23 protein-coding genes are annotated in these 23653 nt (G+C 60.6%); 18 read left to right on the plus strand and 5 right to left on the minus strand.

The features are described 5' to 3' along the window. The first annotated feature begins 49 nt into the window (after window positions 1-49). Window positions 50-895: an AraC family transcriptional regulator gene (locus PH605_RS07815; protein ID WP_142844544.1), complete on the plus strand. Its 846-nt coding sequence runs from the start codon at window positions 50-52 to the stop codon at window positions 893-895. Here the strand turns inward: PH605_RS07815 and PH605_RS07820 are convergent. Beyond that, on the minus strand, window positions 892-1788 hold the full coding sequence (locus PH605_RS07820) for a helix-turn-helix domain-containing protein (protein ID WP_193559570.1): 897 nt from the start codon (window positions 1786-1788) through the stop codon (window positions 892-894). The two genes, PH605_RS07815 and PH605_RS07820, sit on opposite strands and share 4 nt — an antisense overlap. A gap of 86 nt (window positions 1789-1874) precedes the next feature. Here PH605_RS07820 and PH605_RS07825 point away from each other — a divergent pair, with 86 nt between their 5' ends. The 6 genes from PH605_RS07825 (at window position 1875) to PH605_RS07850 (ending at window position 9806) form a co-directional block, all read left to right on the plus strand. Continuing rightward, window positions 1875-3146 carry an ABC transporter substrate-binding protein gene (locus PH605_RS07825; RefSeq protein WP_142844542.1) on the plus strand — a complete coding sequence of 424 codons (1272 nt, stop codon included), beginning with the start codon at window positions 1875-1877 and terminating at the stop codon, window positions 3144-3146. Window positions 3147-3404: 258 nt separating this feature from the next. Continuing rightward, window positions 3405-4265 (plus strand): carbohydrate ABC transporter permease, encoded by an 861-nt coding sequence (locus PH605_RS07830; protein WP_142844541.1) that lies wholly within the window; start codon window positions 3405-3407, stop codon window positions 4263-4265. Further along, window positions 4262-5098, plus strand: coding sequence for a carbohydrate ABC transporter permease (locus tag PH605_RS07835; protein WP_142844540.1), 837 nt, complete (start codon window positions 4262-4264; stop codon window positions 5096-5098). Before PH605_RS07830 ends, PH605_RS07835 begins: the two co-directional genes overlap by 4 nt. A gap of 9 nt (window positions 5099-5107) precedes the next feature. After that, window positions 5108-6193: an ABC transporter ATP-binding protein gene (locus tag PH605_RS07840; RefSeq protein ID WP_065656174.1), complete on the plus strand. Its 1086-nt coding sequence runs from the start codon at window positions 5108-5110 to the stop codon at window positions 6191-6193. A gap of 45 nt (window positions 6194-6238) precedes the next feature. After that, on the plus strand, window positions 6239-8242 hold the full coding sequence (locus tag PH605_RS07845) for an aldo/keto reductase (RefSeq protein WP_142844539.1): 2004 nt from the start codon (window positions 6239-6241) through the stop codon (window positions 8240-8242). Window positions 8243-8573: 331 nt separating this feature from the next. Beyond that, on the plus strand, window positions 8574-9806 hold the full coding sequence (locus PH605_RS07850) for a M24 family metallopeptidase (protein WP_142844538.1): 1233 nt from the start codon (window positions 8574-8576) through the stop codon (window positions 9804-9806). Between the two features lie 8 nt (window positions 9807-9814). Here PH605_RS07850 and PH605_RS07855 read toward each other — a convergent pair whose 3' ends face one another. From PH605_RS07855 to PH605_RS07865, 3 genes are all read right to left on the minus strand, one after another. Continuing rightward, window positions 9815-10132, minus strand: coding sequence for a cupin domain-containing protein (locus PH605_RS07855; RefSeq protein ID WP_142844537.1), 318 nt, complete (start codon window positions 10130-10132; stop codon window positions 9815-9817). A gap of 42 nt (window positions 10133-10174) precedes the next feature. Then, on the minus strand, window positions 10175-10912 hold the full coding sequence (locus PH605_RS07860) for a FadR/GntR family transcriptional regulator (protein WP_125146388.1): 738 nt from the start codon (window positions 10910-10912) through the stop codon (window positions 10175-10177). A 109-nt stretch (window positions 10913-11021) separates the two neighbouring features. Next, the gene (locus PH605_RS07865) at window positions 11022-11819 is read right to left on the minus strand and encodes an NAD-dependent epimerase/dehydratase family protein (RefSeq protein WP_142844536.1); all 798 of its coding nucleotides are present in this window, start codon (window positions 11817-11819) and stop codon (window positions 11022-11024) included. A 138-nt stretch (window positions 11820-11957) separates the two neighbouring features. On the opposite strand from PH605_RS07865, the gene kduI reads away from it, so the two are divergent. The 8 genes from kduI (at window position 11958) to PH605_RS07905 (ending at window position 19589) form a co-directional block, all read left to right on the plus strand. Further along, the gene (kduI, locus tag PH605_RS07870; RefSeq protein ID WP_065656169.1) at window positions 11958-12782 is read left to right on the plus strand and encodes a 5-dehydro-4-deoxy-D-glucuronate isomerase; all 825 of its coding nucleotides are present in this window, start codon (window positions 11958-11960) and stop codon (window positions 12780-12782) included. Then, window positions 12779-13522 (plus strand): 2-dehydro-3-deoxy-D-gluconate 5-dehydrogenase KduD, encoded by a 744-nt coding sequence (kduD, locus tag PH605_RS07875; RefSeq protein ID WP_078053632.1) that lies wholly within the window; start codon window positions 12779-12781, stop codon window positions 13520-13522. Before kduI ends, kduD begins: the two co-directional genes overlap by 4 nt. Window positions 13523-13636: 114 nt before the next feature. Continuing rightward, complete coding sequence (gene kdgD, locus PH605_RS07880) at window positions 13637-14548, plus strand: 5-dehydro-4-deoxyglucarate dehydratase (RefSeq protein WP_078053631.1); 912 nt, start codon at window positions 13637-13639, stop codon at window positions 14546-14548. A gap of 36 nt (window positions 14549-14584) precedes the next feature. Next, window positions 14585-15721 carry a D-galactarolactone cycloisomerase gene (locus tag PH605_RS07885; protein ID WP_142844535.1) on the plus strand — a complete coding sequence of 379 codons (1137 nt, stop codon included), beginning with the start codon at window positions 14585-14587 and terminating at the stop codon, window positions 15719-15721. Further along, window positions 15718-16596, plus strand: coding sequence for an amidohydrolase family protein (locus PH605_RS07890; protein ID WP_065656165.1), 879 nt, complete (start codon window positions 15718-15720; stop codon window positions 16594-16596). The genes PH605_RS07885 and PH605_RS07890 overlap by 4 nt, the downstream gene beginning before the upstream one ends. 143 nt (window positions 16597-16739) lie before the next feature. Continuing rightward, window positions 16740-17717 (plus strand): TRAP transporter substrate-binding protein, encoded by a 978-nt coding sequence (locus PH605_RS07895; RefSeq protein ID WP_080858108.1) that lies wholly within the window; start codon window positions 16740-16742, stop codon window positions 17715-17717. Between the two features lie 69 nt (window positions 17718-17786). Continuing rightward, window positions 17787-18308: a TRAP transporter small permease gene (locus PH605_RS07900; RefSeq protein WP_003522682.1), complete on the plus strand. Its 522-nt coding sequence runs from the start codon at window positions 17787-17789 to the stop codon at window positions 18306-18308. After that, on the plus strand, window positions 18309-19589 hold the full coding sequence (locus PH605_RS07905) for a TRAP transporter large permease (protein WP_059757073.1): 1281 nt from the start codon (window positions 18309-18311) through the stop codon (window positions 19587-19589). A gap of 29 nt (window positions 19590-19618) precedes the next feature. Here the strand turns inward: PH605_RS07905 and PH605_RS07910 are convergent, their stop codons facing one another. Further along, a complete protein-coding gene (locus PH605_RS07910; protein WP_142844534.1) occupies window positions 19619-20545 on the minus strand; it encodes a helix-turn-helix domain-containing protein in 927 nt (308 codons plus the stop codon). Between the two features lie 212 nt (window positions 20546-20757). Here PH605_RS07910 and PH605_RS07915 point away from each other — a divergent pair, with 212 nt between their 5' ends. Genes PH605_RS07915 through PH605_RS07925 form a run of 3 tightly spaced genes read left to right on the plus strand, consistent with a single transcriptional unit; the run spans window position 20758 to window position 23631 of the window. Then, window positions 20758-21639 (plus strand): carbohydrate ABC transporter permease, encoded by an 882-nt coding sequence (locus PH605_RS07915; protein ID WP_020812253.1) that lies wholly within the window; start codon window positions 20758-20760, stop codon window positions 21637-21639. 4 nt (window positions 21640-21643) lie between these two features. Then, window positions 21644-22528 (plus strand): carbohydrate ABC transporter permease, encoded by an 885-nt coding sequence (locus PH605_RS07920; RefSeq protein WP_125146381.1) that lies wholly within the window; start codon window positions 21644-21646, stop codon window positions 22526-22528. 2 nt (window positions 22529-22530) lie between these two features. Then, window positions 22531-23631, plus strand: coding sequence for an ABC transporter ATP-binding protein (locus PH605_RS07925; protein ID WP_125146380.1), 1101 nt, complete (start codon window positions 22531-22533; stop codon window positions 23629-23631). Window positions 23632-23653 lie beyond the last annotated feature (22 nt).

A 23653-nucleotide genomic window follows, 5' to 3' on the forward strand; every position in this document is an offset into this window, starting at 1 on the left:
TTCTGGCCTGCATCTTTGCTCTGGACGATTTTCTTTGTGAGTGGGCCAAATGGCAAAAAACAATTCCATGATCTTCGGCTCCTTTTCTGCCGAAGACCACAACTACATGCTGAATTTGATCGATGGCACCAACGAGCCGGTGCTGGCGATTTCCCGCACCTATGCCAAGGGACATCGCGCACCGGTCCACAGCCATCTGCGGGCGCAGATCTGGCATGCCCGCCGGGGCGTGGTTCTGGTCAGCACCGCCGATGGTCGCTGGATGATACCGCCCGGCCATGGGCTGATTATTCCCGCCGGCCTGGAACACGAGTCGGAAACCATATCGACGGTGGAAATGCAATCGATCTATGTGCATCCCGACCTGTTTCAGGCCGAAGTGCCGCGGGTGGTGGAAATCACCGATCTCGCCTCCAGCCTGATTGCCGAATTGCTGGGCGAAGAGCATGAGCCACCCGCCTTCCATCGGCGCGGTCTGGTGCGGGCGCTGTTGCTGGACGAGATCAACCGTCTGCCGGACCGACCGCTCGGATTGCCTTTTCCCGATAACGAGCGGCTGGCGGCGCTGTGCCGCGATTTCCTGAAAAAGCCGGTGGCGCGGGTGGAGATCGATGACTGGGCGGTGGCCATGGGCATCAGCCGCCGCTCGTTTACGCGGCTGTTCCGCAAGGAATTGGGGTTGAGTTTCGTCACCTGGCGCCAGCAGGCCTGTATCTTCGCCTCCCTGCCGAGGCTGGCAGCCGGCGAGGCGGTGACGAATGTGGCGCTGGATGCCGGTTATGAAAACATCCCGGCTTTCACCACCATGTTTCGGCGAATGCTGGGCAGTTCACCAAGGGCCTATCGGCAGGCGGCGCGGCAGCGCAGCGCCGCTTTCGCCGATAATGAAGACTAAGCCGCCGCGGCCCGCATGTCGCGACGAAAATCGGATGGAGACATGCCGGCAATCTGGCGAAACGCCTTGTTGAAGGCGCTGACCGAGCCGAAGCCGCTTTCCATGGCGATCTGCAGGATATTGTCCTTGCCGGTCATCAGCATCGCCTGCGCGCGGGAGAGCCGGAGCAGGGTCAGATATTTGATCAGCGTCATGCCGGTGGATTTGCGGAACAGGTTCATCGCATATTTCGGGTGCAGCGAGGCGGCGCGGGCAATTTCCGTCGCGTCGATATCGTCGAGAAAATTGGCGGCGATGAAGTCGCACATGCGCACCACGCCGATGGACGGCGCCATGCCCTCCTCATCCTGTCTGCGTTTTCCATCGAGAGCCGAGGATATGACGGAGTAGGGCTCCAGAAACATCCGCTCGACCCGCAGCAGCAGTTCCTCGACCGCGTGCTGGGCTTTTGCCGGATCGCCCGAGGTGACGTAGCGGAACCAGCGGCCGAAATTTTCCGCATCAGCCCTGTCCGTCTCGGCACTCACCATCGTCGCACCGCCCATCAACTGGCTGGAGACGGCGGCCGGCAGGCGCATGCGGAAGAAATGCACCAGCGGCAGATGCGCGCCTGCATAAAAGGAATCGTCGGAGGAGTGGTCCATCTGATGCGGCTGGCCGCCCCAGAAGATGCACATCTGGCCGGCGTTGAGCGTCATGTCATGGTCGCCCATGCGGTAATGCACCGATCCCGACATCACATAATTCACTTCCACCTGCGCGTGCCAGTGGGGCCTGAGCATGATGGGCGGATGATTGTGAAAAAGCTGAAGCGTTGTCGGCATGCCTTCGATGCTGCTCGCACCCGGCTGGTAGAAGGCTCTTTCGGCAATCTTACTTTCCGCCAAATCGATGTTCCCTTTTTACGAGACAGATTTCCTGTCCCCGCTAATGTGCCCATGTTCGCTGAAGAACGGCAATTGAAAAAGGGAGGTTTTCAATGTGCTTGAAATTTCTTGGCGCGTCTACGGCCATGCTGCTTCTCGCAGCCCCGGCTTTCGCGCAAACCGAGACCGTTACCATCTGGAGCTGGAATGTCGCGGCTTCCGCGCTGAAATCCACGGTAGAGGGCTTCAACAAGCAGAATCCGGATATCAAGATCGTCGTTGAAGACCTTGGAAACAATCAGGTTTTTGACAAGACGCTGGCTGCCTGCGCAGCCGGGGGTGATGGTCTTCCTGATATCGTCACCATTGAAAATTTCGAAGCGGAACTGTTCTGGAGTCGTTTTCCCGATTGTTTCGCCAATCTGACCGAGCTTGGCTATACGCCTGAGAAACAGGCGCTTTTCCCTGATTTCAAGCGCACGGAACTGGAGGTTGACGGTGTCGCCTATGCGGTGCCGTGGGATTCCGGTCCGGTGGCGGTATTTTATCGCCGCGACTTCTATGAGAAGGCAGGCGTCGATCCGGCCACCATCAAAAGCTGGGATGATTTCATCGCCGCCGGCAAGAAGGTCATGGCCGCCAATCCCGGCACCGTTATGGCGCAGGCCGATTTCAATGGCGATAGCGAATGGTTTCGCATGATCGCCAATGAGCAGGGATGCGGTTACTTTTCGACCGATGGCCAGAACATCACCATCAACCAGCCTGCCTGTGTCGCGACCCTTGAAAAGGTCAAGGAAATGAAAGACGCCGGCATCATCACGGCGGCGATCTGGGATGAGAAAATCCAGGCCAATACGGCCGGCAAGGCCGCCAGCCAGATGTATGGCGCCTGGTATGAGGGCACGGTTCGTTCCGGCTCTCCTGATCTTTCCGGCAGATGGGGCGTCTATCTGATGCCGAGCCTGACGTCGGATGGCCCGCACGCCGCCAATCTCGGCGGTTCGTCGCTGGCGATCAGCTCGACCTCGGAACACAAGGAGGCCGCGTGGAAATATATCGATTACGCGCTCACCACCAATGAAGGTCAGGTGACGATGCTGAAATCCTTCGGCCTCGTTCCCTCACTGCTGTCCGCCATCGACGATCCTTTCGTCAAGGAAAAGCAGCCCTATTGGGGCGGACAGGCGGTGTGGACCGATATTCTCGCCACCCTGCCGAAGATCGTGCCGAGCCGCGGCACGGCGTTCCAGTCGGATGCGGATGCGATCTACAAGGCGACGCAGACGAAATATTTCGCCGGCGGTTATCCCGATGCGAAAGCGGCGCTCGATGATGCGGCCAAGCAGATCGAAACGGCGACGGGGCTCCCCGTCGGGCAGTAAGCCGGTGGCCAGGACCGGGCGGGTGCCACAAATTTCTTCTCCCCGAGGGGGAGAAGTCCGCGGCAGCGGGATGAGGGGGCGACGTTAGTGATATCCGGAGAGCCAGCCCCCTCATCCGACCCTTCGGGCCACCTTCTCCCCCTTGGGGAGAAGAAATATGCGGCACCGTTTTGCGATGGCGTTTTCCCTGAAAAACAGGGCGGGCCTTTCTGAAGCTTTTCCATTTATCCGGCCATCGTCCGGCATATGGAGGTCGTCATGCCGTCCAGGAACAGGATCGCTTATGCGTTTCTTGCGCCCTATCTCCTGATTTTCGCCACCTTCTGGGTCTGGCCGATCATCAGCTCGTTCATGCTGTCGTTCCAGAACACGCGGATCAATCCGTGGCGGTTCGCGCCTTCCATGAACTGGGGGCGGCTGGTTTCCGATCCGGCCTTTTATAATGCGCTCTATAATACGCTGATCATTCTGGTCATTCAGGTGCCGGTGATGATCGCGCTCGCCACCGTCATGGCGGTGCTGCTGAACTCGCCGCTCCTGAAAGCGCGGCCGCTTTATCGTTTTGCCTTCTTCGCACCCGTCGTCGTTGGCGAGGTGGCCTATGCGGCCGTCTTCCGGCTGATGTTCAGCGCCGATTTCGGCATCATCAACAAGCTCATCACCTCAGTCGGCCTTTCGTCCATCTCGTGGTTCGACAATGCCAGTGCGGCCATGGCACTGGTCATCATCGCGGTTACCTGGCGCTGGGCGGGATATAACGCCATCATAATTCTGGCCGGGCTGCAATCGATCCCCGGCGATGTCTATGAGGCGGCGACGCTGGACAAGGTGAGCAAGCGCCAGCAGTTTTTTCATATCACGCTGCCGCTCCTCAAGCCCATCATCCTGTTCTGCGTTGTCCTGTCGGTCATCGGCACCATGCAGCTGTTTGCCGAACCCTTCCTCATCACCAACAGGGGCGGGCCGGGCGGCGGCACGGAGACGCTGGGGCTGTTCCTTTATCGGCAGGGCTTCACTTCGCTCAATTTCGGCTACGCCTCGGCCATTGCCTACACCATGGCGGCGCTCGCCATCGCCATTTCACTCCTCAATCTCTGGGTCGGGAGGGAGCCGAAATGAGATCGAAATCGAGATCGCTTTTCTGGCAGAAGATCGCGCTGCATGCGGCGCTGACGCCGCTTGCCATCATCTGGCTGTTTCCGCTGTGGATGATGTTCGTGTTTTCGACCATGCCGGATTACGGCATTTTCAGCCCGGATATCGTGCTGATGCCGTCCACCAACTTCGTCGAGAATTTCAACAACCTGCAGGCGGACACCAATTTCCTCAGGGCCATGTTCATCTCGATCACCGTCGCCGTCATTTACACCGTGCTTTCGGTGTTCCTGACGTCGATGGCCGGCTGGGCGCTGGCGCGTTACCGTTTTGCCGGACGCGGGGTGGTGATCGCCATCATTCTCGGCACCATCACTTTGCCTTTCGCCGTTGTCGTCATTCCGCAATTCATCATGGTGGCGCGGGAATTCAAGCTTGCCAACACCTGGGTGGCGCTGATCGTGCCGCCGCTGTTCAACTCGCTCGGCGTGCTGTTCATGCGGCAATCCTTCTCGATGATGCCGACGGAACTTTTCGACGCGGCACGGGTGGAAGGCGTGAAGGAATGGCAGATATTCCTCCTCATCGCTTTGCCGCTGGCGCGGCCCACCATGGCGGCGCTGTCGATCATTCTCTTCCTGGCCTCGTGGAACAATTACCTCTGGCCGCTTCTCATCAATTCCCGCCCAGGAATGATGACCGCACCCGTGGCGCTTGGCACCCTCATCGGGCTGACCAAAGTGTCATGGGGCGGCATCATGGCCGGCGCGGTGCTGCTCACCGCACCCATTCTCGTGGTTTTCGTGGCGTTGCAGCGTCACTTCATCGCCGGCATTTCCGCCGGGGCAGTCAAGTAAGGGGGCCGCATGGCGGAACTTTCGCTCAACAACGTGGTCAAGCGTTATGGCGCGCTGGAAGTGATCCATGGCGCAAATCTGGAGGTAAAGGACGGGGAATTTGTCGTTTTCGTCGGCCCCTCCGGATGCGGCAAATCCACGCTTCTCCGCATGATCGCCGGGCTGGAGGATATTTCCGGTGGGGATATCGTGATCGGCGGCAGGACGGTGAGTGATGCCGACCCGGCCGATCGCGGCATTGCCATGGTGTTCCAGTCCTATGCGCTTTATCCGCATATGACGGTTGCCGAAAACCTCTCCTTCGGCCTCCGGATGAACGGCAACCCGAAGGCCGATACGCAAAAGCGGGTCAACCGCGCCGCCGAAATCCTGCAGATCAACGAGTTGATGCAGCGCCGGCCGAAGCAGCTTTCCGGCGGCCAGCGCCAGCGCGTCGCCATCGGCCGCGCCATCGTGCGCGAACCGCAGGTCTTCCTGTTCGATGAGCCATTGTCCAACCTCGATGCCGAATTGCGGGTGCAGATGCGCGTGGAAATCTCGCGCCTGCACAAGCAGCTCGGCACCACGATGATCTATGTGACGCATGACCAGACCGAGGCGATGACGCTGGCCGACAAGATCGTTGTGCTGCGGGCGGGCAATATCGAGCAGGTCGGCGCGCCGCTCGATCTCTACGATGATCCCGCCAACCGCTTCGTTGCCGGTTTCGTTGGGTCGCCGAAGATGAATTTCCTCGACGCCACCATCATCGGTAGCGGCGCCGACAGCGTCACGCTCGCTCTCGACAGCGATCCTGCGGTGCGGCTGACGTTGCCGATAAAGGAAGGCGTCAACGAGGGGGCCAAGGTCTCGCTTGGCATCCGGCCGGAGCATTTTGCCGATGCGGGCGGGGGCGATGCCGATCTCACCGTGCATGTCGATGTCGCCGAACATCTTGGCAATACCAGCTATGTCTATGCCCGAACCGAAGGCGGCGAGCAGCTGATCATCGAACGGCCGGAATCGCGCGATGTCGGCAATCGCGACCGGCTGACGGTTGGCCTTTCCGCCCGCCGGGCTTTCCTTTTCGATAGCAAGGGTGAACGCCTGCGCTGAACCCTTTCCCAAGCACCCAAGACTGATATGAAAGACGAGGATTTCATGACGACCGTACAACCGATCCGCTGGGGCATCATCGGCCCGGGCACCATCGCCAGAACTTTTGCTGACGGTATCGCCCATTCCCGCACCGGCAGGTTAGAGGCCATCGCCACCCGCAACCCGGACAAGCCGGGCCTTGCCGAAGCTTTTTCCGGTGCGCGCATTATCAAGGGTTACGACGCGCTGCTTGCCGATCCCGATATCGACGCCGTCTATATCGCCACACCCCATACCGGCCATGCCGAATGGGCGATCAAGGCAATCCGGGCGGGTAAAAACGTGCTGGTGGAAAAGCCCATCGCGCTTTCCGCCTATGATGCCGATGCCATTTTCCACGAGGCGAAAAAGGCCGGTGTCTTCGCGGGCGAAGCCTATATGTATCGCCTGCACCCGCAGACGTCGAAATTGCTGGAACTGGTGAAAGCCCGGGCGGTGGGCGATGTCCGGATCATCCGCTCCAGCTTCGGTTTCAACATGGGCTCGTTCCGGGCCGATCACCGGCTGTTCGCCAATGAAACGGCGGGCGGCGGCATTCTCGATGTCGGCGGTTATCCGGTTTCCATGGTCCGGATGATCGCCGGTGCCGTGGACGGCAAACCCTTCGCCGAACCGGAAAAGGTGGTGGGCGTCGCCCATCTCGGCCAGTCGGGCGTCGATGAATGGGCCTCGGCGGTGCTGAAATTCGCAAACGGCATCGTCGCCGAAGTCTCGTGCTCGATCATGGCGGCACAGGACAATGTGCTGCGCATCATCGGCTCGGAAGGGCGCATCGAGGTCAAGGATTTCTGGTTCGCCGCCGGCCACAAGGGCGGCACCGGGCGGATCGATATCATCAGGGGCGACAAGGTGGAAACCATCGAGTTGCCGGAGGATCGCTGGCTTTATTCCTTCGAGGTCGACGCGGCCGGCGAGGCGATCCGGCAGGGAAAAAAGGAATTCGATGCACCCGGCATGGCCTGGGCGGACAGTCTCGGCAATCTGCGTGTCATGGATCAATGGCGGGCTTCCGTCGGGCTCGAATACAGCATTGAAAAAGCAACGTCGCGCGTTGCCAATATTGCCGGCGGCAAGGTCGTGGCCGGAAACGCAGTGCCGAAGCGGCAGATACCGGGCCTTGCCAAGCCCGCTTCGGTGGTCGCGCTCGGTTTCGAGTTTTTCCCCAATTTCGCTTCTGCATCCCTGACGCTCGATGCGTTTTACGAGGCGGGCGGCAATCTCTTCGATACGGCCTATGTCTATGGCGGCGGCAAAACGGAGGCGATTTTCGGCGACTGGCACACCAGCCGCAAAGTGCCGCGCGAAGAGATCGTGTTGATCGGCAAGGGCGCGCATTCGCCGCTTTGCTATCCTGACATGATCGCCAGGCAGCTCGACCAGTCGCTGGAACGGCTGAAGACGGATTACGTCGATGTTTATTTCATGCATCGCGATAATCTGGAGGTTCCGGTCGGCGAGTTCGTCGATGCCATGGATGCCGAAGTCCGGCGCGGACGCATTCGCGGCATTTTCGGCGGCTCCAACTGGACGCGCGAGCGCATGGATGAGGCGGCCGCCTATGCTGCGAAGAATGGCAAGCAGGCTCCGGCCGCGCTCTCCAACAATTTCTCGCTGGCGGAAATGCTCGATCCCATCTGGGCGGGCTGCGTTGCTGCATCAGACGATGAGTGGAAGCAATGGCTGAAATCGCGCCAGATTCCCAATTTCGCCTGGTCCAGCCAGGGGCGCGGATTTTTCACGGACAGGGCAGGGCGCGACAAGCATGACGATGAAGAAATCGTCCGCGTCTGGTATTCCGACCGCAACTTCGTCCGCCGCGACCGGGCGATCGAGCTTGCGCAGAAACTCGGGCGCCACCCGATCCATATTGCGCTCGCTTATGTCATCGCCCAGCCTTTCCCGGTCATTCCGCTGATCGGGCCGCGCACGATTGCGGAGCTGGAAGACAGTCTTTCGGCGCTGGATATCAGGCTGACGCCCGAGCAGGTGAAGTGGCTGGAGGCGTGAAAGACAATGAGACGGCGGATTTATCCGCCGCTCATTCGGATAGGGCAAGGCGTTGCGGCATATTTCTTCTCCCCGCCGGGGAGAAGGTGGCCCGAAGGGTCGGATGAGGGGGCAAGCTCTCGGTTTATCTCTATCCTTGCCCCCTCATCCCGCTGCCGCGGACTTCTCCCCGGCGGGGAGAAGAAACAAGGGGCATCCGCTTGCTCCAACTGACGAATCTCAGGATGGAGACATCATCTTCTACCTTCATTCCTCTCCCGGCGACTGCTAAAGCGTAGGTTCATAAACCGTGCGGCCTGGCATTGCAGGCAAATGATCTACCGGGGTTCCCATGAGCGATATCGACCGAAGCCGTGCCCAGCAGCTGATGCGGGAAGCGGATATCGAGGCGCTGGTGCTGTTCCAACCAGAAGCCTTCCGTTATGCGGTCGGCGCCCATGCCGGTGTCGCGACCATGTGGGGCAGGGCGGGTTCGGCAATTGCGCTGGTGCCGGCCGATGCCGATGCGCGGCTTGCGGCCATCGTCAGCGATCATGCCGCCCCGCTTGTCAGAAGGGCCGCGCCGGATGTCGATCTGCGCTGCCATCGCATCTGGATCGATTTGGTCGATCTGTCGGGCGCCGAAACCATCGCGCAGGTGGACGACGCCTATCGCCGCAACAATTCCGGTGGCCCTAGGCCGGAAACATTCGACCGCGCCGCCTGTTTCGTCCTTCTGGCTGACCTGCTGCGGGAGCGCGGGCTGTCGGCGGCGCGCATTGGCGCAGACCTCGAATTCATGCCCGCCGCCGATTTTCTGGCGCTGCGTCAGGCGCTGCCCGATGTCGACTGGGTCGACGGATCGGCCGTGCTGCGCCGTCTGCGCGCCGTGAAATCCGAGCGTGAGATCGAGCTTCTGAGGCGTGCGGCGACTGCTGCGGAGGCCGGGCTGGTCGCGATGACTGCTGCCGTGAGACCCGGCGCGGCGCTCGGCGGGCTTTCCGCCGCCTGGAAGGCCGGCGCACAGGCCCATGCCGCGAAATCCGGGTTTTCGCTGAGCGGCCATTGGGATTACATATCCGTCGGACCCGCTTTGTCGGATATGGCGGCGGTTGTTACGCCGGGTGCGCTCATCAAGGCCGATGTCGGCACGCTGGTCGACGGTTATTCATCGGATGGCGCGCGGAGTTTTTCGTGGGGGCCGGTCTCGCCGCTGGCCGCCGATGTTTTCAGCGCCCTGGAAGCGGCCTTTGCCAGCGGGCTGGAAGCGATTCGTCCCGGCAATACATTCGGTGCTGTGCACGCCGCCATGCTGGCCTCGATGCGCAGGCAAGGTTTCAGCGAATATTATCGCGGCCATTTCGGCCATTCCGTCGGCAGTGGCGTGGGCATTGAGGAATGGCCGTTCTTTTCCCATGACAATCCGGAAATCATTCTTCCCGGCATGGTCGTGGCGCTCGAAGCGCCGTTTTATGGCGAAGGGCTGGGCGCGCTGATGATCGAGGACCAGTTCCTCGTCACCCCCTCCGGCGCGGAATGCATGAACAGCCTGCCGCGCAGCCTGCGGGATTTATCGGCGGACTGAGCGCCGGATCAGAGGAAATCGTCGCGGCGCGGGGTAAAGCAGTCGATCAGCTCGCCCTCTTCCAGACACAGGCAGCCGTGCTCGATATGGCCGGGAATGACGAGGCTATCGCCCTTCTGAAGGTCGTAGGCTTCTCCGTCGCGGTAAAAGCGGAAGCTGCCGCTGGCGACGTAGGTGGATTGCACATGCGGATGGCTGTGCAGCCTGCCTTCGGCGCCGGTATTGAAGCGGAAGGATACCACCATCAGTTCCGGCGCTTCGGAAAGCACTGTGCGCTCCACGCCATCGTCGGGGGAAACGGTGGGGAAGGTCGGAAGCTGCTGCATATCGTTCTCCTCAGTCATGCAATGCGGTTTAAACAGGTAGTCTCAGCGCGGCGCGCGCAGCATGGAGCGATAACGCGTCTGGCTGCTTTTCAGGTGGCTGCGCATGGCGCTGCGCGCCGCCTCCTCGTCGCCGTCCTGTATCGCGATCAGGATCGCTTCGTGTTCACCGACGAGCCGGGCGAGATCGGCGGGCGAAAGCACGGTTTCCGTGCCGTTTTCGGCCACCGCGCGGCGCGGAATGAGGGTGGGGCCGAGCACCTGCAGAAACTCGCTGAAGCGGGGATTGTTGGTCGCTTCGGCAATGGCGAGATGGAATGCGAAATCGGCCTCTGCTGTCGGCACGCCCCTGGTGGCGCTGGCGCGGAAGGCATCGAAGGCCTCGATGATCTTTTCCTCCTGCGCCGGCGAGCGGCGAATGGCGGCGAGACCGGCGGCGTCACCTTCCACGGCGGTGCGCAATTCCAGCATTTCGATCAGCGACGAGACGCGCGCAAGATCGACATTGTGGAAGGGGCGCCGCTCAGTGGGTGCGGGTTCCAGTACGAAAACACCAGCGCCCTGACGCGGCTCGACCAGACCGTCGGATCGCAGCGAGGCGATTGCCTCCCGCACCACGGTACGGCTGACGCCGAATTCCTGCGTCATCTGCGCTTCGGAGGGCAGGCGCTCGCCTGTCTTGTAACGACCCTTGGCGATCTGGCCGCGGAGTTCCTCCGAAACCTTCACCACAAGCGTTCTGCCTTGGGGGGCTGCCGGTTCGAAGCTTGTCGCTTTTGTCATCTTGGTCGCCGTTCTAAAAAATGTCGGTTGCGTGCACCGTTCCTCGATACGTCATTCGCGGCCTGGCATGCAATCCCGCCTTTTTCGCGGGAAAGGTCCGTGCGACATTTCACGTCTCCTTGAAGATCGGGTTGTCGACAAACACGCCACCCTGAAAGCGGATTACCGCGTCGCTCCGGTCCGGTTTGGGAACTGTCCGGGCGATGTGCTCCCGGAAGGCCTCGGCATTGTCCTTCGGCTTCCATCCCAGAAAGCCGAGATGCGAATTGTCCCACCAGCTTGCATCGTTGGCGGAGGCCCCCCAGACGACCGGGCAGCCGAGAACGGGTGCGCGGAACGCCGCTTCGATCAGCGACACGAAATCGTCATGCGAAAACCATGTGGACAGCATGCGGTAATTGTTGGGTTCCGGCGTGCAGGAGCCGATGCGCACAAGCGCCGTCTCCTGTCCGAATTTCTCAAAATACAGGCGGGCGAGGTTTTCGCCGAAACATTTGGAAACGCCGTAGAGGCCATCCGGGCGGAAGGGAACGTCGGGACCAAGCCGTTCGGTCTGGGGATAATAGCCGATCGTATGGTTGGAACTGGCGAAAATAATTCGCGGCTGGCCGTGGGCGCGGGCGGCCTCGTAGAGATTATAAAGCCCGATGATGTTGCCCTGAAGGATTTGTTCGAAAGGCTTCTCCACCGATATGCCGCCGAGGTGAACGATGCCGTCGCAACCGGCAACCATGGCATCCACGGCGTCTGCATCCGCAAGGTCGCATTGCATGCATTCCTCGTTCGGGCCTGCCGGATCGAGCGGGGCGAGATCGGCAAGGCGAATGGTCTCGGCCATCGATGCAAGGCGTTTGCGCATAACGCGGCCAAGCTGGCCCGCAGCACCGGTAACAAGAAGCCGTTTCATTGCCATTCTCCCTCAGCGTTGCACGTCCCTGGCGTGGTCGAGATATGCCTATGCCTCTTGACCTTGTCATACAGATCGTACAAAAAGCGGATAACATATATTATGTGCCATACGCAACAATCATGAAGGATGAGTTTGATGCTGACCGTCGAAACAAGGCAGGCCGTGAACCCGGAATATGCAAAAACGCTGGATACCGAAGGGCTCCGCCGGCATTTCCTCGCCAACGACATGTTTCGTTCCGGCGAAATCAGGCTGATCTACACCCATTATGACCGCTTCGTGATGGGCGGCGCGGTGCCGAACGGTGCGCCGCTGACGCTGGACAAGGTGGAAGAGACCAAAACGCCGTCCTTCCTCGACCGGCGCGAGATGGGCATCGTCAATGTGGGCGAGACCGGCACGGTCAGCGCCGGCGGCGAGACCTATACCCTCAATCGCGGCGATGTGCTTTATCTCGGCGCAGGCAGCGGTGCGGTGACCTTTGACGGGGCAGGGCGATTCTACATCACCTCCTGCCCGGCGCATCGCAGCCTGCCGGCGAAGCTCGTGACACTGGCCAATAGCAAGGAGGTCAAGCTCGGCGCGACCGAAACCTCCAACAAGCGCACCATCAACCAGTTCATCCATCCGCTGGTCATGGAAAGCTGCCAGCTGGTGCTGGGGTATACGACGCTGGAGGACGGCTCGGTCTGGAACACCATTCCTTCCCACATTCACGATCGCCGCATGGAGGCCTATCTCTATTTCGGCATGGATGAGAAGTCGCGCGTGCTGCATCTGATGGGTGAGCCGCAGGAAACCCGGCATCTGTTCATTTCGAATGAAGAGGGTGCGATTTCTCCGCCCTGGTCCATCCATTCCGGCGCCGGCATCGGTTCTTACACCTTCATCTGGGCCATGGCGGGAGACAATGTCGATTACACCGACATGGACTTTATCCAGCCGGGGGATCTGAAATGAAGAATCCCTTTTCGCTTCAGGGGCGTAAAGCGCTCGTCACCGGCGCGAATACGGGGCTTGGCCAGGCAATTGCGGTGGGGCTCGCTGCTGCCGGGGCGGAGGTGGTCTGCGCCGCCCGCCGCGCGCCGGATGAAACGCTGGAGATGATCGCCAGGGACGGCGGCAAGGCCAGCGCATTGTCTATCGATTTTGCCGATCCGCTGGCGGCGAAGGACAGTTTTGCCGGAGCCGGTTTCGATATTCTCGTCAACAATGCCGGCATTATCCGCCGTGCCGATTCCGTCGAGTTTTCCGAACTCGACTGGGACGAGGTGATGGACGTCAATCTCAAGGCGCTGTTTTTCACTACCCAGGCTTTTGCGAAAGAGTTGCTGGCGAAAGGCAGGTCCGGCAAGGTGGTCAATATCGCTTCGCTCCTCTCCTTTCAGGGCGGCATTCGCGTGCCGTCCTATACGGCGGCGAAACATGGCGTCGCGGGCCTCACCAAGCTTCTGGCGAATGAGTGGGCGGCAAAGGGCATCAATGTGAATGCGATTGCGCCCGGCTACATCGAAACCAACAATACCGAGGCGCTACGCGCGGATGCGGCCCGTAACAAGGCCATTCTCGAACGTATTCCGGCCGGCCGCTGGGGCCATTCAGACGATATAGCCGGGGCGGCGGTTTTCCTTGCCTCGCCGGCGGCGGATTATGTGCATGGCGCCATTCTCAATGTCGACGGCGGCTGGCTGGCGCGCTGATCTGTTACAGATTTCAACAATTCATCATACAACATGTATGATGAATTGTTGACAAGCATGCGGCAACCGGGTTAGGTGGCTTCCAGTCAATGAATTTGCAAAGGAATACCAAACATGAACCCTGAACAAATCAAGGCGGCGCTCGGCTCCGGCCTCTTGTCTTTCCCGGTCACCCATTTCGATGCCGATGGTCGTTTTGCGGCCGATAGCTACAGGGCGCATGTCGAATGGCTTGCCGGTTATAAAGCGCCGGTGCTGTTTGCCGCCGGCGGCACGGGTGAGTTCTTCTCGCTGAAGCCGGACGAAATTCCGACCATCGTTTCCGCCGCCAAGGATGTGGCCGGTGAAACCGCCATCGTTTCCGGCTGCGGTTACGGCACCGAGATTGCCGTTGATATCGCCCGCTCGGTCGAAAAGGTCGGCGCGGACGGCATCCTGCTTCTGCCGCATTATCTCATCGATGCGCCGCAGGAAGGCCTTTACGCCCATATCAAGAAGGTGTGTCAGTCGGTCGGTATCGGCGTCATGGTTTACAACCGCGACAATTCCGTGCTGCAGGCGGATACGCTGGCGCGTCTCTGCGACGAATGCCCGAACCTCGTCGGCTTCAAGGACGGCACCGGCGATATCGGTCTCGTTCGCCAGATCACCGCAAAGATGGGTGATCGCCTGATGTATCTCGGCGGCATGCCGACGGCGGAACTGTTTGCCGAAGCCTATCTCGGCGCCGGTTTCACCACCTATTCCTCGGCTGTCTTCAACTTCGTGCCGGGCCTTGCCAATGAATTCTACGCCGCGCTGCGCGCCGGCGAACGCGCCACCTGCGAGCGTATCCTGACGGAATTCTTCTATCCGTTCATGGCGATCCGCAACCGCGCCAAGGGTTATGCCGTCTCCGCCGTCAAGGCCGGCGTGCGCCTGCAAGGCTTCAACGCCGGTCCGGTGCGTGCGCCGCTGAAGGACCTGACCAATGAGGAAATCGGCATGCTCGACGCCTTGATCGGCACGCATAAGCGCAAAGCCTGATTTGGAGGCCTGATCGAGACAAGCGGGAGGGGAGCCATGAAGATCACAGCGGTGCGCACGCATCTGCTCGAACACCGGCTGGACACGCCGTTCGAAAGCGCATCCATGCGTTTTGACCGCCGCGCCCATATTCTGGTGGAAATCGAATGCGACGACGGAACCGTCGGCTGGGGCGAATGCCTCGGCCCGGCGCGGCCCAACGCCGCCGTGGTTCAGGCCTATTCCGGCTGGCTCATCGGCCAGGACCCGCGTGAGACCGAGAAGATCTGGGCCGTGCTTTATAATGCCCTGCGCGATCAGGGCCAGCGCGGCCTCAGCCTCACGGCCCTGTCCGGCATCGATATCGCGCTGTGGGACATCAAGGGCAAGCATTATGGCGCTTCCATCTCGATGCTGCTCGGCGGGCGCTGGCGCGAAAGCGTGCGGGCCTATGCCACCGGCAGCTTCAAGCGCGATGGCGTCGACCGCGTTTCCGACAATGCCTCCGAGATGGCGGAGCGTCGGGCGGACGGCTTTCATGCCTGCAAGATCAAGATCGGCTTCGGCATAGAGGAAGACCTCCGCGTCATCGCCGCCGTGCGCGAGGCGATTGGGCCGGATATGCGGCTGATGATTGACGCCAATCACGGCTACACCGTCACCGAGGCCATCGCGCTCGGCAACCGCGCCGCCGAGTATGGTATCGACTGGTTCGAGGAGCCGGTGGTTCCCGAGCAGCTCGATGCCTATGCCCGGGTGCGGGCCGGCCAGCCGATCCCGGTTGCGGGCGGCGAGACCTGGCACGGGCGTTATGGCATGTGGCAGGCGCTTTTCGCCGGCGCCGTGGATATTCTCCAGCCCGATCTCTGCGGCTGCGGTGGTTTTTCCGAAACGCAGAAGATCGCGGCGCTCGCCACGCTGCACGGCGTGCGCATCGTGCCGCATGTCTGGGGCACCGGCGTACAGATTGCCGCCGCCCTGCAATTCATGGCGGCGATGACGCCCGATCCGGTGCGGGTCAATCCCATCGAGCCGATCATGGAATTCGACCGCACCTATAATCCGTTCCGGCAGGCCGTGCTGCGCAAGCCGATAGAGGCGGTAAACGGCGTTGTCACGATCCCGAACGGCCCCGGCCTCGGAATAGAGATCAACCGCGACGCATTGCTTGAATTCAGGATGCCAGACCCGTGAGCGAACTTGTCAGAAAACTGAGCGGCACAGCGCCCCGGCCCGCTTTCCCGAAAGGCGCCGTCGATACGCAGATGCATCTCTATCTGCCCCACTATCCCGCCCTGCCGGGTGGACCGGGCCTGCCGCCGGGCGCTCTGCCTGGACCGGAGGATTATCGCAGCCTCATGCAATGGCTCGGCATCGACCGGGTCATCATCACCCAGGGCAACGCCCATCAGCGCGATAACGGCAACACACTCGCCTGTGTCGCGGAAATGGGCGAGGCGGCCCGCGCGGTGGTCATCATCGATGCGGGAACGACCGAAAAGGACATGGAAAAGCTTGCCGCCGCAGGGGCCGTCGGTGCGCGTATCATGGATTTGCCGGGTGGTGCGGTAAACCTGTCCGAGCTGGAAGCCGTGGACGAGCGCGCCCATGCGGCCGACTGGATGGTGGCGGTGCAATTCGACGGCAATACGCTGCTCGATCACCTGCCGCGCCTTCAGAACATCCGCTCGCGCTGGGTGTTCGATCACCACGGCAAGTTCTTCAAGGGCATCAGAACCGATGGCCCGGAAATGGCGGCCCTTCTGAAACTCATCGACCGCGGCAATCTCTGGTTCAAGTTCGCCGGCGTCTACGAAAGTTCGCGTGAGAGCTGGCCCTATGAGGACGTCGCCGCCTTTTCGCGCGTCATCGCCGCCCATGCGCCGGAGCGCATCGTCTGGGGCACCAACTGGCCGCATAATTCCATCCGCGAGACGGCGGCCTATCCCGACGATGCCCGCCTTGCGGAACTCATACTCGGCTGGCTGCCGGATGAAGCGGCGCGGCATCGCGCGCTGGTGGAAAATCCGGAAGCGCTGTTCAAGCTGCCGCCAGTCACGGCGGGATAGGTCAATCGGGGATGGCTGGGGAAGGGAGGTCCCCATCGTCCTTTTAAACTGAAAGTCTTTGCATGCCGGCCCGGATGGGCGTGAAAAAATCGGTCCGATAGCCTTGGAGGGGCTGGATCGTTTCAACAATGGAGGAGGAAAGCATGAAAAAGATTGCAAGCATGATGTGCGTCGCGATGGGGATCGCGCTCGCCGGTGTTTCCGCCAAGGCGCAGGAAATCACCTTGCGTTCTGCCGATATTCATCCCGACGGTTATCCGACGGTCGAAGCCGTGAAATATATGGGCGAGCTTCTGGCCGAGCGCACCAAGGGTCGCATCAAGATACAGGTCATGAACAATTCCGTTCTCGGCGGCGAGAAGGATACCATCGAGCAGACCCGCTTCGGCGTCATCGACATGAACCGCGTCAATGCCGCGCCTTTCAACAATCTGGTCAAGGAAACCACCGTTCTTGGCCTGCCTTTCCTGTTTCGCTCGACGGAGCACATGCACAACACGGTTGACGGCCCGATAGGCGATGAGGTTCTGGCGGCCTTCGAACCGCACGGCCTCATTGGTCTCGCCTTTTACGATTCCGGCGCACGGTCCTTCTACACCACCAAAAAGCCCATCGAAAAACTCGCGGACCTGAAGGGCCTGAAAATCCGCGTGCAGCAGTCGGATCTGTGGATTTCGATGATGCAGGCTTTCGGCGCCAACCCGACGCCGATGCCGATGGGCGAGGTCTATTCCTCGCTTGAAACCGGCGTTGTCGACGGTGCGGAAAACAACTGGCCTTCTTACGAATCCGCCCGTCACTACGAGGTCGCGAAAAACTACTCCCTGACGGAACATTCGCTGAACCCGGAAATCCTCGTCATTTCCAAGGTCTCTTACGACAAGCTCTCTCCGGAAGATCAGAAGCTCTTGCGTCAGGCGGCCAAGGATTCCGTCGGCAAGATGCGTGAACTCTGGAGCGCCCGCGAAAAGGCATCGGAAGAAAAGGTCCGCGCCGGTGGCGTCAATGTCATCAAGGTCAACAAGGAGGAATTCGCTGCCGCGATGGGTCCGGTCTACGACAAATTCGTCACCGATCCGAAGATGAAAGACCTTCTGGAACGGGTGAAAGCGGTCAAGTAATGCGCGGAAAACCGGCCCTGGGAACAGGGCCGGTTTTCTTTTGTCGCCGTTGACGCGGAGGAACAGACAATGCGAAATTTCATGCGGGCCATTCGCCCCTTTCTCGGCGCGCTCAGCCACGCGTCGCTCTATATTGCCGGTATCGGCATGATCGCCATGACGCTTATCGTCGGCTGGCAGGTCTTTGCGCGGTATATTCTCAACGATTCACCCAGCTGGTCGGAGCCGCTGTCGCTGCATCTCATGTCGTGGTTCATCATGCTGGGGGCGGCAGTGGGCGTGCGCGAGAGCGTGCATCTCGGGCTCGATATTTTGCGCTACATGATGCCGCCGCGCGTGCAGAAGGGCATGGACCTGACAAGCCTTGCGCTGATCTTCTTCTTCGGTGCCGGCATGGCCTGGTATGGCACCTCGCTTTCCATGGGCACATGGACGGCGACAATCCCGGTTCTCGGCTGGCCGGGCGGCACGGATTTCTTTCCGCTGATCGGCGGCGGTTTCCTCATTGCGCTGTTTGCGGCTGAACGTTTCGTCGATCTCGCCATCGGCGAGGAGATTGCGGCCGACGTGATCGTGCAGGAGGCCGCATAAATGGCTTACACCATTCTCTTCGGGGTCTTCACCCTGCTCATGCTGATCGGCACGCCGATCGCGTTCTGCCTCGGCATCGCGTCCTTCGCCACGGTTCTTTATCTCGGCCTGCCGCCCATTGTGGTGTTCCAGCAGATGAATTCCGGCATGAACGTGTTTGCGATGATGGCGATACCGTTTTTCATCTTCGCCGGCGACCTGATGGTGCGCGGCGGCATCGCCCATCGCCTCATCCGCTTTGCGGCCGGTCTCGTGGGACACCTGCGCGGCGGTCTCGGCCAGGTCAACATCGTGGCCTCGACGCTGTTCGGCGGCATTTCCGGCTCGGCCGTGGCCGATGCCTCGGCCGTCGGCGGGCTGATGATCCCGCAAATGGCCAAGCGCGGTTATGACAGGGACTATGCGGTCAATGTCACGGTCAATGCGGCTATCATCGCGCTGATGATACCGCCGTCGCATAACATGATCCTTTATTCCATCGCGGCGGGCGGCAATGTTTCGGTGGCCGATCTCTTCACCGCCGGCATTGTTCCGGGTTTCCTGCTTGCAGCGGCGCTGATGGTGACGGCCTATATCGTTGCCCGGCGCAAGGGTTATCCTTCCGAGCCGTTCCCTGGCTTCTCGAAGCTGATGTATTATCTCCTGGCTTCGTTCCCCGGCATCCTGTTGATCGGCATCATCTTCGGCGGCGTGCGTTCGGGCATCTTCACCGCGACGGAAAGTTCCTGCATCGCGGTTCTCTACGCCTTCCTCGTTGCCATGCTCGTCTACCGCGAGCTGGACTGGAGCGGTTTCGTCGAGGCGGTGATGGGTGCGGTGCGCACGACGGCCATGGTTCTGCTGGTCATCGGCACGGCGGCGTCCTTCGGCTGGCTGATGGCCTTCCTGCAGGTGCAGACGCTGATGATTGCCGCAATCAGCGCGATTTCGGACAATCCGATCATCGTGCTGCTCGTCATCAATGTCATCCTGCTGTTGCTCGGCACCTTCATGGACATGGCGCCGATGGTCATCATCTCCACGCCGGTGCTTCTGCCCGTCGTGAAGGCCTTCGGCATCGACCCCGTGCATTTCGGCGTGGTGATGATCCTGAACGCCGGCATCGGGCTCAACACGCCGCCGGTCGGAACGGTGCTTTTCGTCGGCTGCGCGGTGGGCGGCATATCGATACGGGAAGCGATGCGGACGATCTGGCCGTTCTTTGGAGCCAGCATCGCGGTGCTGCTTGCCGTCACCTATATTCCGTCGCTGTCCCTGTGGTTGCCGTCACTGTTCCGGTAATTCCAGCGCTTTCAACCGAGAAGGCCCCGCTATGCCGGGGCCTTTTCCGTTTCAGTGGCAAGCAGCCGCTGCTGTTCGTGTTCGTCAAAGGCCATAAGATTGCCGTGCCGGCTGCGGCGTATGCGGTTCATATGGTCGCGCGGGCTTAACCCCAATGTCCGTTTGAACATGCGTGAGAAATAATAGGGGTCGCCATAGCCCACTTCGGCCGCCGCCGCCGAGACCGAAAGCCCCGCCTCGAGAAAATGCATGGCGCGTTCCATGCGTTTGAACTCCTGATATTTGCGCGGCGTCCGCCCCACCCGCTTCTGGAATTCCCGCAGAAAATAATCGCGATTATAGGGAGCCGCCTCGGTCGCCCGGCCGGCAATGTCGGGGTCCAGTGGATTGGCCGAAATCATGGTGATCGCCTTCATCACCGCAAGGTCGAGGCCTTCCGTGCCCTCCGGCTGGAAACTCGGGCGGTCCACCCATCCGAGGAAGGCGTCGTCAATGAAGGCGATGAGAAGCACCATAAAGAGATGATGCTGGCCAAGCGTGACGGAGGAGGGCGGGGCGCTCTGCCGGTAGTGGCGCACCAGCGGTTCCAAGAGCGCCCAGCGGCTCAGCCTCACTTTCGGCTTCAGGTCCATCTGCGCGATCAGGTTGTGGCGGCCGTAAATATCCAGCGTGAAATGCTGCGCCACCCCGCGATAGGTGACGGCCTGCTCGTTCCAGCCGACAAAGCGCTGCCCCCGGAAAATCAGCATGGCGTCACCCGGCTCCAGCACCCGCGCCTCGCCATCAACGAGATAATGCCCGCGCCCTTCCAGACAGATGATGAGGTCGTCCACCTGGTTGGATTTGTCGATCTGCCAGGTGCGCGAATGCTCCATCTTGATCGTTGCGCGCGTCAGGTTGAGGTTGAGCGCCGCAGGTGGAACGGACGATAGAATGCCACCTTCGATTTCGTCCATCTTTTTCCTCGTCTTTGTTAATTCACCTTGGCGCGGAAATTTGGTTTTGTCACCGCATAAATTGCTTTTACGCGCCGTATCAATGAGGGAGGAGACCGGTCGCGGCGGGAAATTGCGCCATCACGCGCCCGCCGCCGGCCGTTCCGGGAGAATCACTTGTACGAAATTGTATTCTGTCATTCGCGTTCCACTGGGACGCGGGGAGGAGCGTTATGAAATCTCAGCGCTTCCTCGGGCTGGGATATCTGACGCCTTATATCGTCGGGCTTCTGGTTTTCACGGCCATCCCGTTTCTCGGCTCGCTCTATCTCAGCTTCACCCGTTACGATCTGATGAGCGATCCCAGCTGGGCGGGGCTGGCCAATTACGAGCGGCTTTTCACCCGCGACCGCACCTTCATGAAATCGCTGAACGTTACCCTGTTCTACGTGTTTCTGACGGTGCCGCTGAAGCTTGCCTTCGCGCTGTTCATTGCGGCCATACTCAATTATAAGCTGCAATTCATCAACTTCTTCCGCACCGCCTTTTACGTGCCGTCCATTCTCGGCGGCTCCATCGCGATTGCGGTTCTGTGGCGCTACATCTTCGCAAGCGAGGGGCTTGCCAATATGGCGCTGGCCGCCATCGGCCTGTCGCCGGTGGACTGGTTCGGCGATCCCGGCAACGCGCTTTTCACCATCACGCTGCTGCGTTGCTGGCAGTTCGGTTCGGCCATGGTGATTTTTCTCGCCGCCCTGCAATCCATCGACAAGTCGCTTTATGAGGCCGCCGCCATCGATGGCGCAGGCAAGGTGAGAACTTTCTTCTTCATCACGCTGCCGTTGCTGACGCCGGTGATCTTCTTCAACCTCATCATGCAGATGGTTCAGGCGTTTCAGGAGTTCAACGGGCCTTACATCATCACCCAGGGCGGGCCTTTGAAGTCCACTTATCTCCTGCCTCTTTACATCTATGACGAGGCCTTCAAGAAGTTCAACATGGGCTATGCCTCCGCCATCGCCTGGGTGCTCTTCACCATCATCACCGTGCTGACCCTCGTGGCCTTCTGGTCGTCGAAGAAGTGGGTCTATTACGCCGGCGACAAGCGGAACTGATGCCATGACCGATATCGCAACCCTAAACGACATGCAGGCGGCCCGCCGGGCGCGGCTGAGGCTCGTTTCCACCTCGGTCCGTTACGTGCTTCTCTTCGCGGTCGGTCTCGTCATGCTCTATCCGCTGATCTGGCTCGTGGGCGCAAGCTTCAAGACCAATTCGGAAATCTTCTCCGGCGCCGGTTTCATTCCCGAAAACCCGACTCTGGACGGCTATATCCGCGGCTGGGAAACCTCGACGCCCTATACGTTCGGCCGGTTCTTCTGGAATTCGTTCCTGATCATCCTGCCGAAAGTCATCGGCACGGCGATTTCCTGCACCATGGCGGCCTATGCCTTTGCCCGCTTCGATTTTCCGCTGAAGAAGATCCTGTTCGGCTCGGTCATCGCCATTCTGCTGCTGCCGAATGTCGTTACCCGCATTCCGCAATATATCCTGTTTCGCGATCTCGGCTGGCTGGACAGTTTCCTGCCGCTCTGGGTGCCGTCCGCGCTCGCCGGCGATGCCTTCTTCGTCTTCATGCTGGTGCAGTTCCTGCGCTCACTGCCATCGGACATGGAAGAGGCCGCCAGGGTGGATGGCGCCAACAGCCTGCAGACGCTCATCTACATCGTCGTGCCGATGCTGGCGCCGGCACTGATCTCGGTCTGCCTGTTCCAGTTCATGTGGACGATGAACGATTTCCTCGGGCCGCTGATCTACCTGTCATCGGTCGACAAATATCCGGTGAGCCTCGCGCTCAAACTCTCCATCGACACTACCGAAGCCTTCGAATGGAACCGCATCCTGGCAATGTCGGTGCTGACGATCGCGCCTGCGCTGATCGTGTTCTTCGCGGCGCAACGGTATTTCATTGAAGGGATCTCGTCTGGCGGGGTCAAGGGCTGAAAATGGCAAGCGTTCAACTTAAAAATCTCGAAAAAATCTATGGCGGCAGCTTCAAGGCCGTGCACGGCATCAATCTCGAGGTCGAGGATGGCGAGTTCATGGTGTTCGTCGGCCCCTCCGGCTGCGCCAAATCCACGACGCTGCGCATGGTGGCGGGGCTGGAGGAAATCACCGGCGGTGAAATCCTGATCGGCGACCAGCGCGTCAACGACCTGCCACCCGGCAAGCGCTCCATCGCCATGGTGTTCCAGAATTACGCGCTTTATCCGCATATGAAGGTGCGCGGCAATCTCGCCTTCGGCCTGAAGATCGCCGGCGTCGCGAAGCCCGAGATCGAAAAGGCAATCGACAATGTCGCGCGCATTCTCGAAATCGAGCCGCTGCTCGACCGTCTGCCGAAACAGCTCTCGGGCGGGCAGGCGCAGCGTGTGGCGCTGGGCCGCGCGCTCATCAAGAAGCCCGGCGTGTTCCTGTTCGATGAGCCGCTGTCCAATCTCGACGCAAAGCTTCGCGCCTCCATGCGGGTGCGCATCACCGATCTGCACCGTCAGTTGAAGGCGGAAGGCCTGTCCTCGACGGTCATTTACGTCACCCATGACCAGACGGAGGCCATGACCATGGGCGACCGTATTTGCGTCATGCAGGCGGGCCGTATCATGCAGGTCGCGACGCCGAAGGAGCTTTATAACCATCCCGCCAATCTTTTCGTCGCCGGCTTTATCGGCACGCCGGAAATGAACCTGGTGGATGTGGCAATCGACGGCGCTGAGTTCGTCATCGCCGGCCAGCGCCTGCCCATCGGTGCGCATCTGGAGCAACGGCTATCGGCGAGACCCGCAGATGCCGTCATCGGCATCCGCCCGCAGCATCTTTCGCTGGCGGGAGAAGCCGATGGCCCGGCGCTGCAGGCGAAACTCACCAATGCGGAATTCATGGGCCACGAGGTCTATCTGCACGCCGATCTCGGCGGCCAGAAGCTGGTGAGCGTGGTCGGTGCGGCAGAGTTCGAGGCGCTTGGGCGCGACGGCATCCTGCGGCTGAAGCCGGACCCCGAGAAGCTGCATATTTTCGACAAGGCCGATGGCCGCAACGTCTCGCTGTGAGGAGGGGACGGACGTGCCTGAT

This window comes from Agrobacterium sp. CFBP 3001, from assembly GCF_027871605.1.
Lineage (GTDB): Bacteria > Pseudomonadota > Alphaproteobacteria > Rhizobiales > Rhizobiaceae > Agrobacterium > Agrobacterium leguminum.

Excerpts from the sequence above, each read along its gene's own strand:
- PH605_RS07865 (WP_142844536.1), bottom strand. The coding sequence starts at position 11,819 with ATGAAACGGCTTCTTGTTACCGGTGCTGCGGGCCAGCTTGGCCGCGTT.
- PH605_RS07920 (WP_125146381.1), top strand. The coding sequence starts at position 21,644 with ATGACCGATATCGCAACCCTAAACGACATGCAGGCGGCCCGCCGGGCG.
- kduI (WP_065656169.1), top strand. The coding sequence starts at position 11,958 with ATGCTGACCGTCGAAACAAGGCAGGCCGTGAACCCGGAATATGCAAAA.
- PH605_RS07830 (WP_142844541.1), top strand. The coding sequence starts at position 3,405 with ATGCCGTCCAGGAACAGGATCGCTTATGCGTTTCTTGCGCCCTATCTC.
- PH605_RS07845 (WP_142844539.1), top strand. The coding sequence starts at position 6,239 with ATGACGACCGTACAACCGATCCGCTGGGGCATCATCGGCCCGGGCACC.
- PH605_RS07815 (WP_142844544.1), top strand. The coding sequence starts at position 50 with ATGGCAAAAAACAATTCCATGATCTTCGGCTCCTTTTCTGCCGAAGAC.
- PH605_RS07885 (WP_142844535.1), top strand. The coding sequence starts at position 14,585 with ATGAAGATCACAGCGGTGCGCACGCATCTGCTCGAACACCGGCTGGAC.
- PH605_RS07895 (WP_080858108.1), top strand. The coding sequence starts at position 16,740 with ATGAAAAAGATTGCAAGCATGATGTGCGTCGCGATGGGGATCGCGCTC.
- kdgD (WP_078053631.1), top strand. The coding sequence starts at position 13,637 with ATGAACCCTGAACAAATCAAGGCGGCGCTCGGCTCCGGCCTCTTGTCT.
- PH605_RS07900 (WP_003522682.1), top strand. The coding sequence starts at position 17,787 with ATGCGAAATTTCATGCGGGCCATTCGCCCCTTTCTCGGCGCGCTCAGC.
- PH605_RS07915 (WP_020812253.1), top strand. The coding sequence starts at position 20,758 with ATGAAATCTCAGCGCTTCCTCGGGCTGGGATATCTGACGCCTTATATC.
- PH605_RS07910 (WP_142844534.1), bottom strand. The coding sequence starts at position 20,545 with ATGGACGAAATCGAAGGTGGCATTCTATCGTCCGTTCCACCTGCGGCG.
- PH605_RS07835 (WP_142844540.1), top strand. The coding sequence starts at position 4,262 with ATGAGATCGAAATCGAGATCGCTTTTCTGGCAGAAGATCGCGCTGCAT.
- PH605_RS07825 (WP_142844542.1), top strand. The coding sequence starts at position 1,875 with ATGTGCTTGAAATTTCTTGGCGCGTCTACGGCCATGCTGCTTCTCGCA.
- PH605_RS07925 (WP_125146380.1), top strand. The coding sequence starts at position 22,531 with ATGGCAAGCGTTCAACTTAAAAATCTCGAAAAAATCTATGGCGGCAGC.
- kduD (WP_078053632.1), top strand. The coding sequence starts at position 12,779 with ATGAAGAATCCCTTTTCGCTTCAGGGGCGTAAAGCGCTCGTCACCGGC.
- PH605_RS07850 (WP_142844538.1), top strand. The coding sequence starts at position 8,574 with ATGAGCGATATCGACCGAAGCCGTGCCCAGCAGCTGATGCGGGAAGCG.
- PH605_RS07840 (WP_065656174.1), top strand. The coding sequence starts at position 5,108 with ATGGCGGAACTTTCGCTCAACAACGTGGTCAAGCGTTATGGCGCGCTG.
- PH605_RS07855 (WP_142844537.1), bottom strand. The coding sequence starts at position 10,132 with ATGCAGCAGCTTCCGACCTTCCCCACCGTTTCCCCCGACGATGGCGTG.
- PH605_RS07905 (WP_059757073.1), top strand. The coding sequence starts at position 18,309 with ATGGCTTACACCATTCTCTTCGGGGTCTTCACCCTGCTCATGCTGATC.
- PH605_RS07860 (WP_125146388.1), bottom strand. The coding sequence starts at position 10,912 with ATGACAAAAGCGACAAGCTTCGAACCGGCAGCCCCCCAAGGCAGAACG.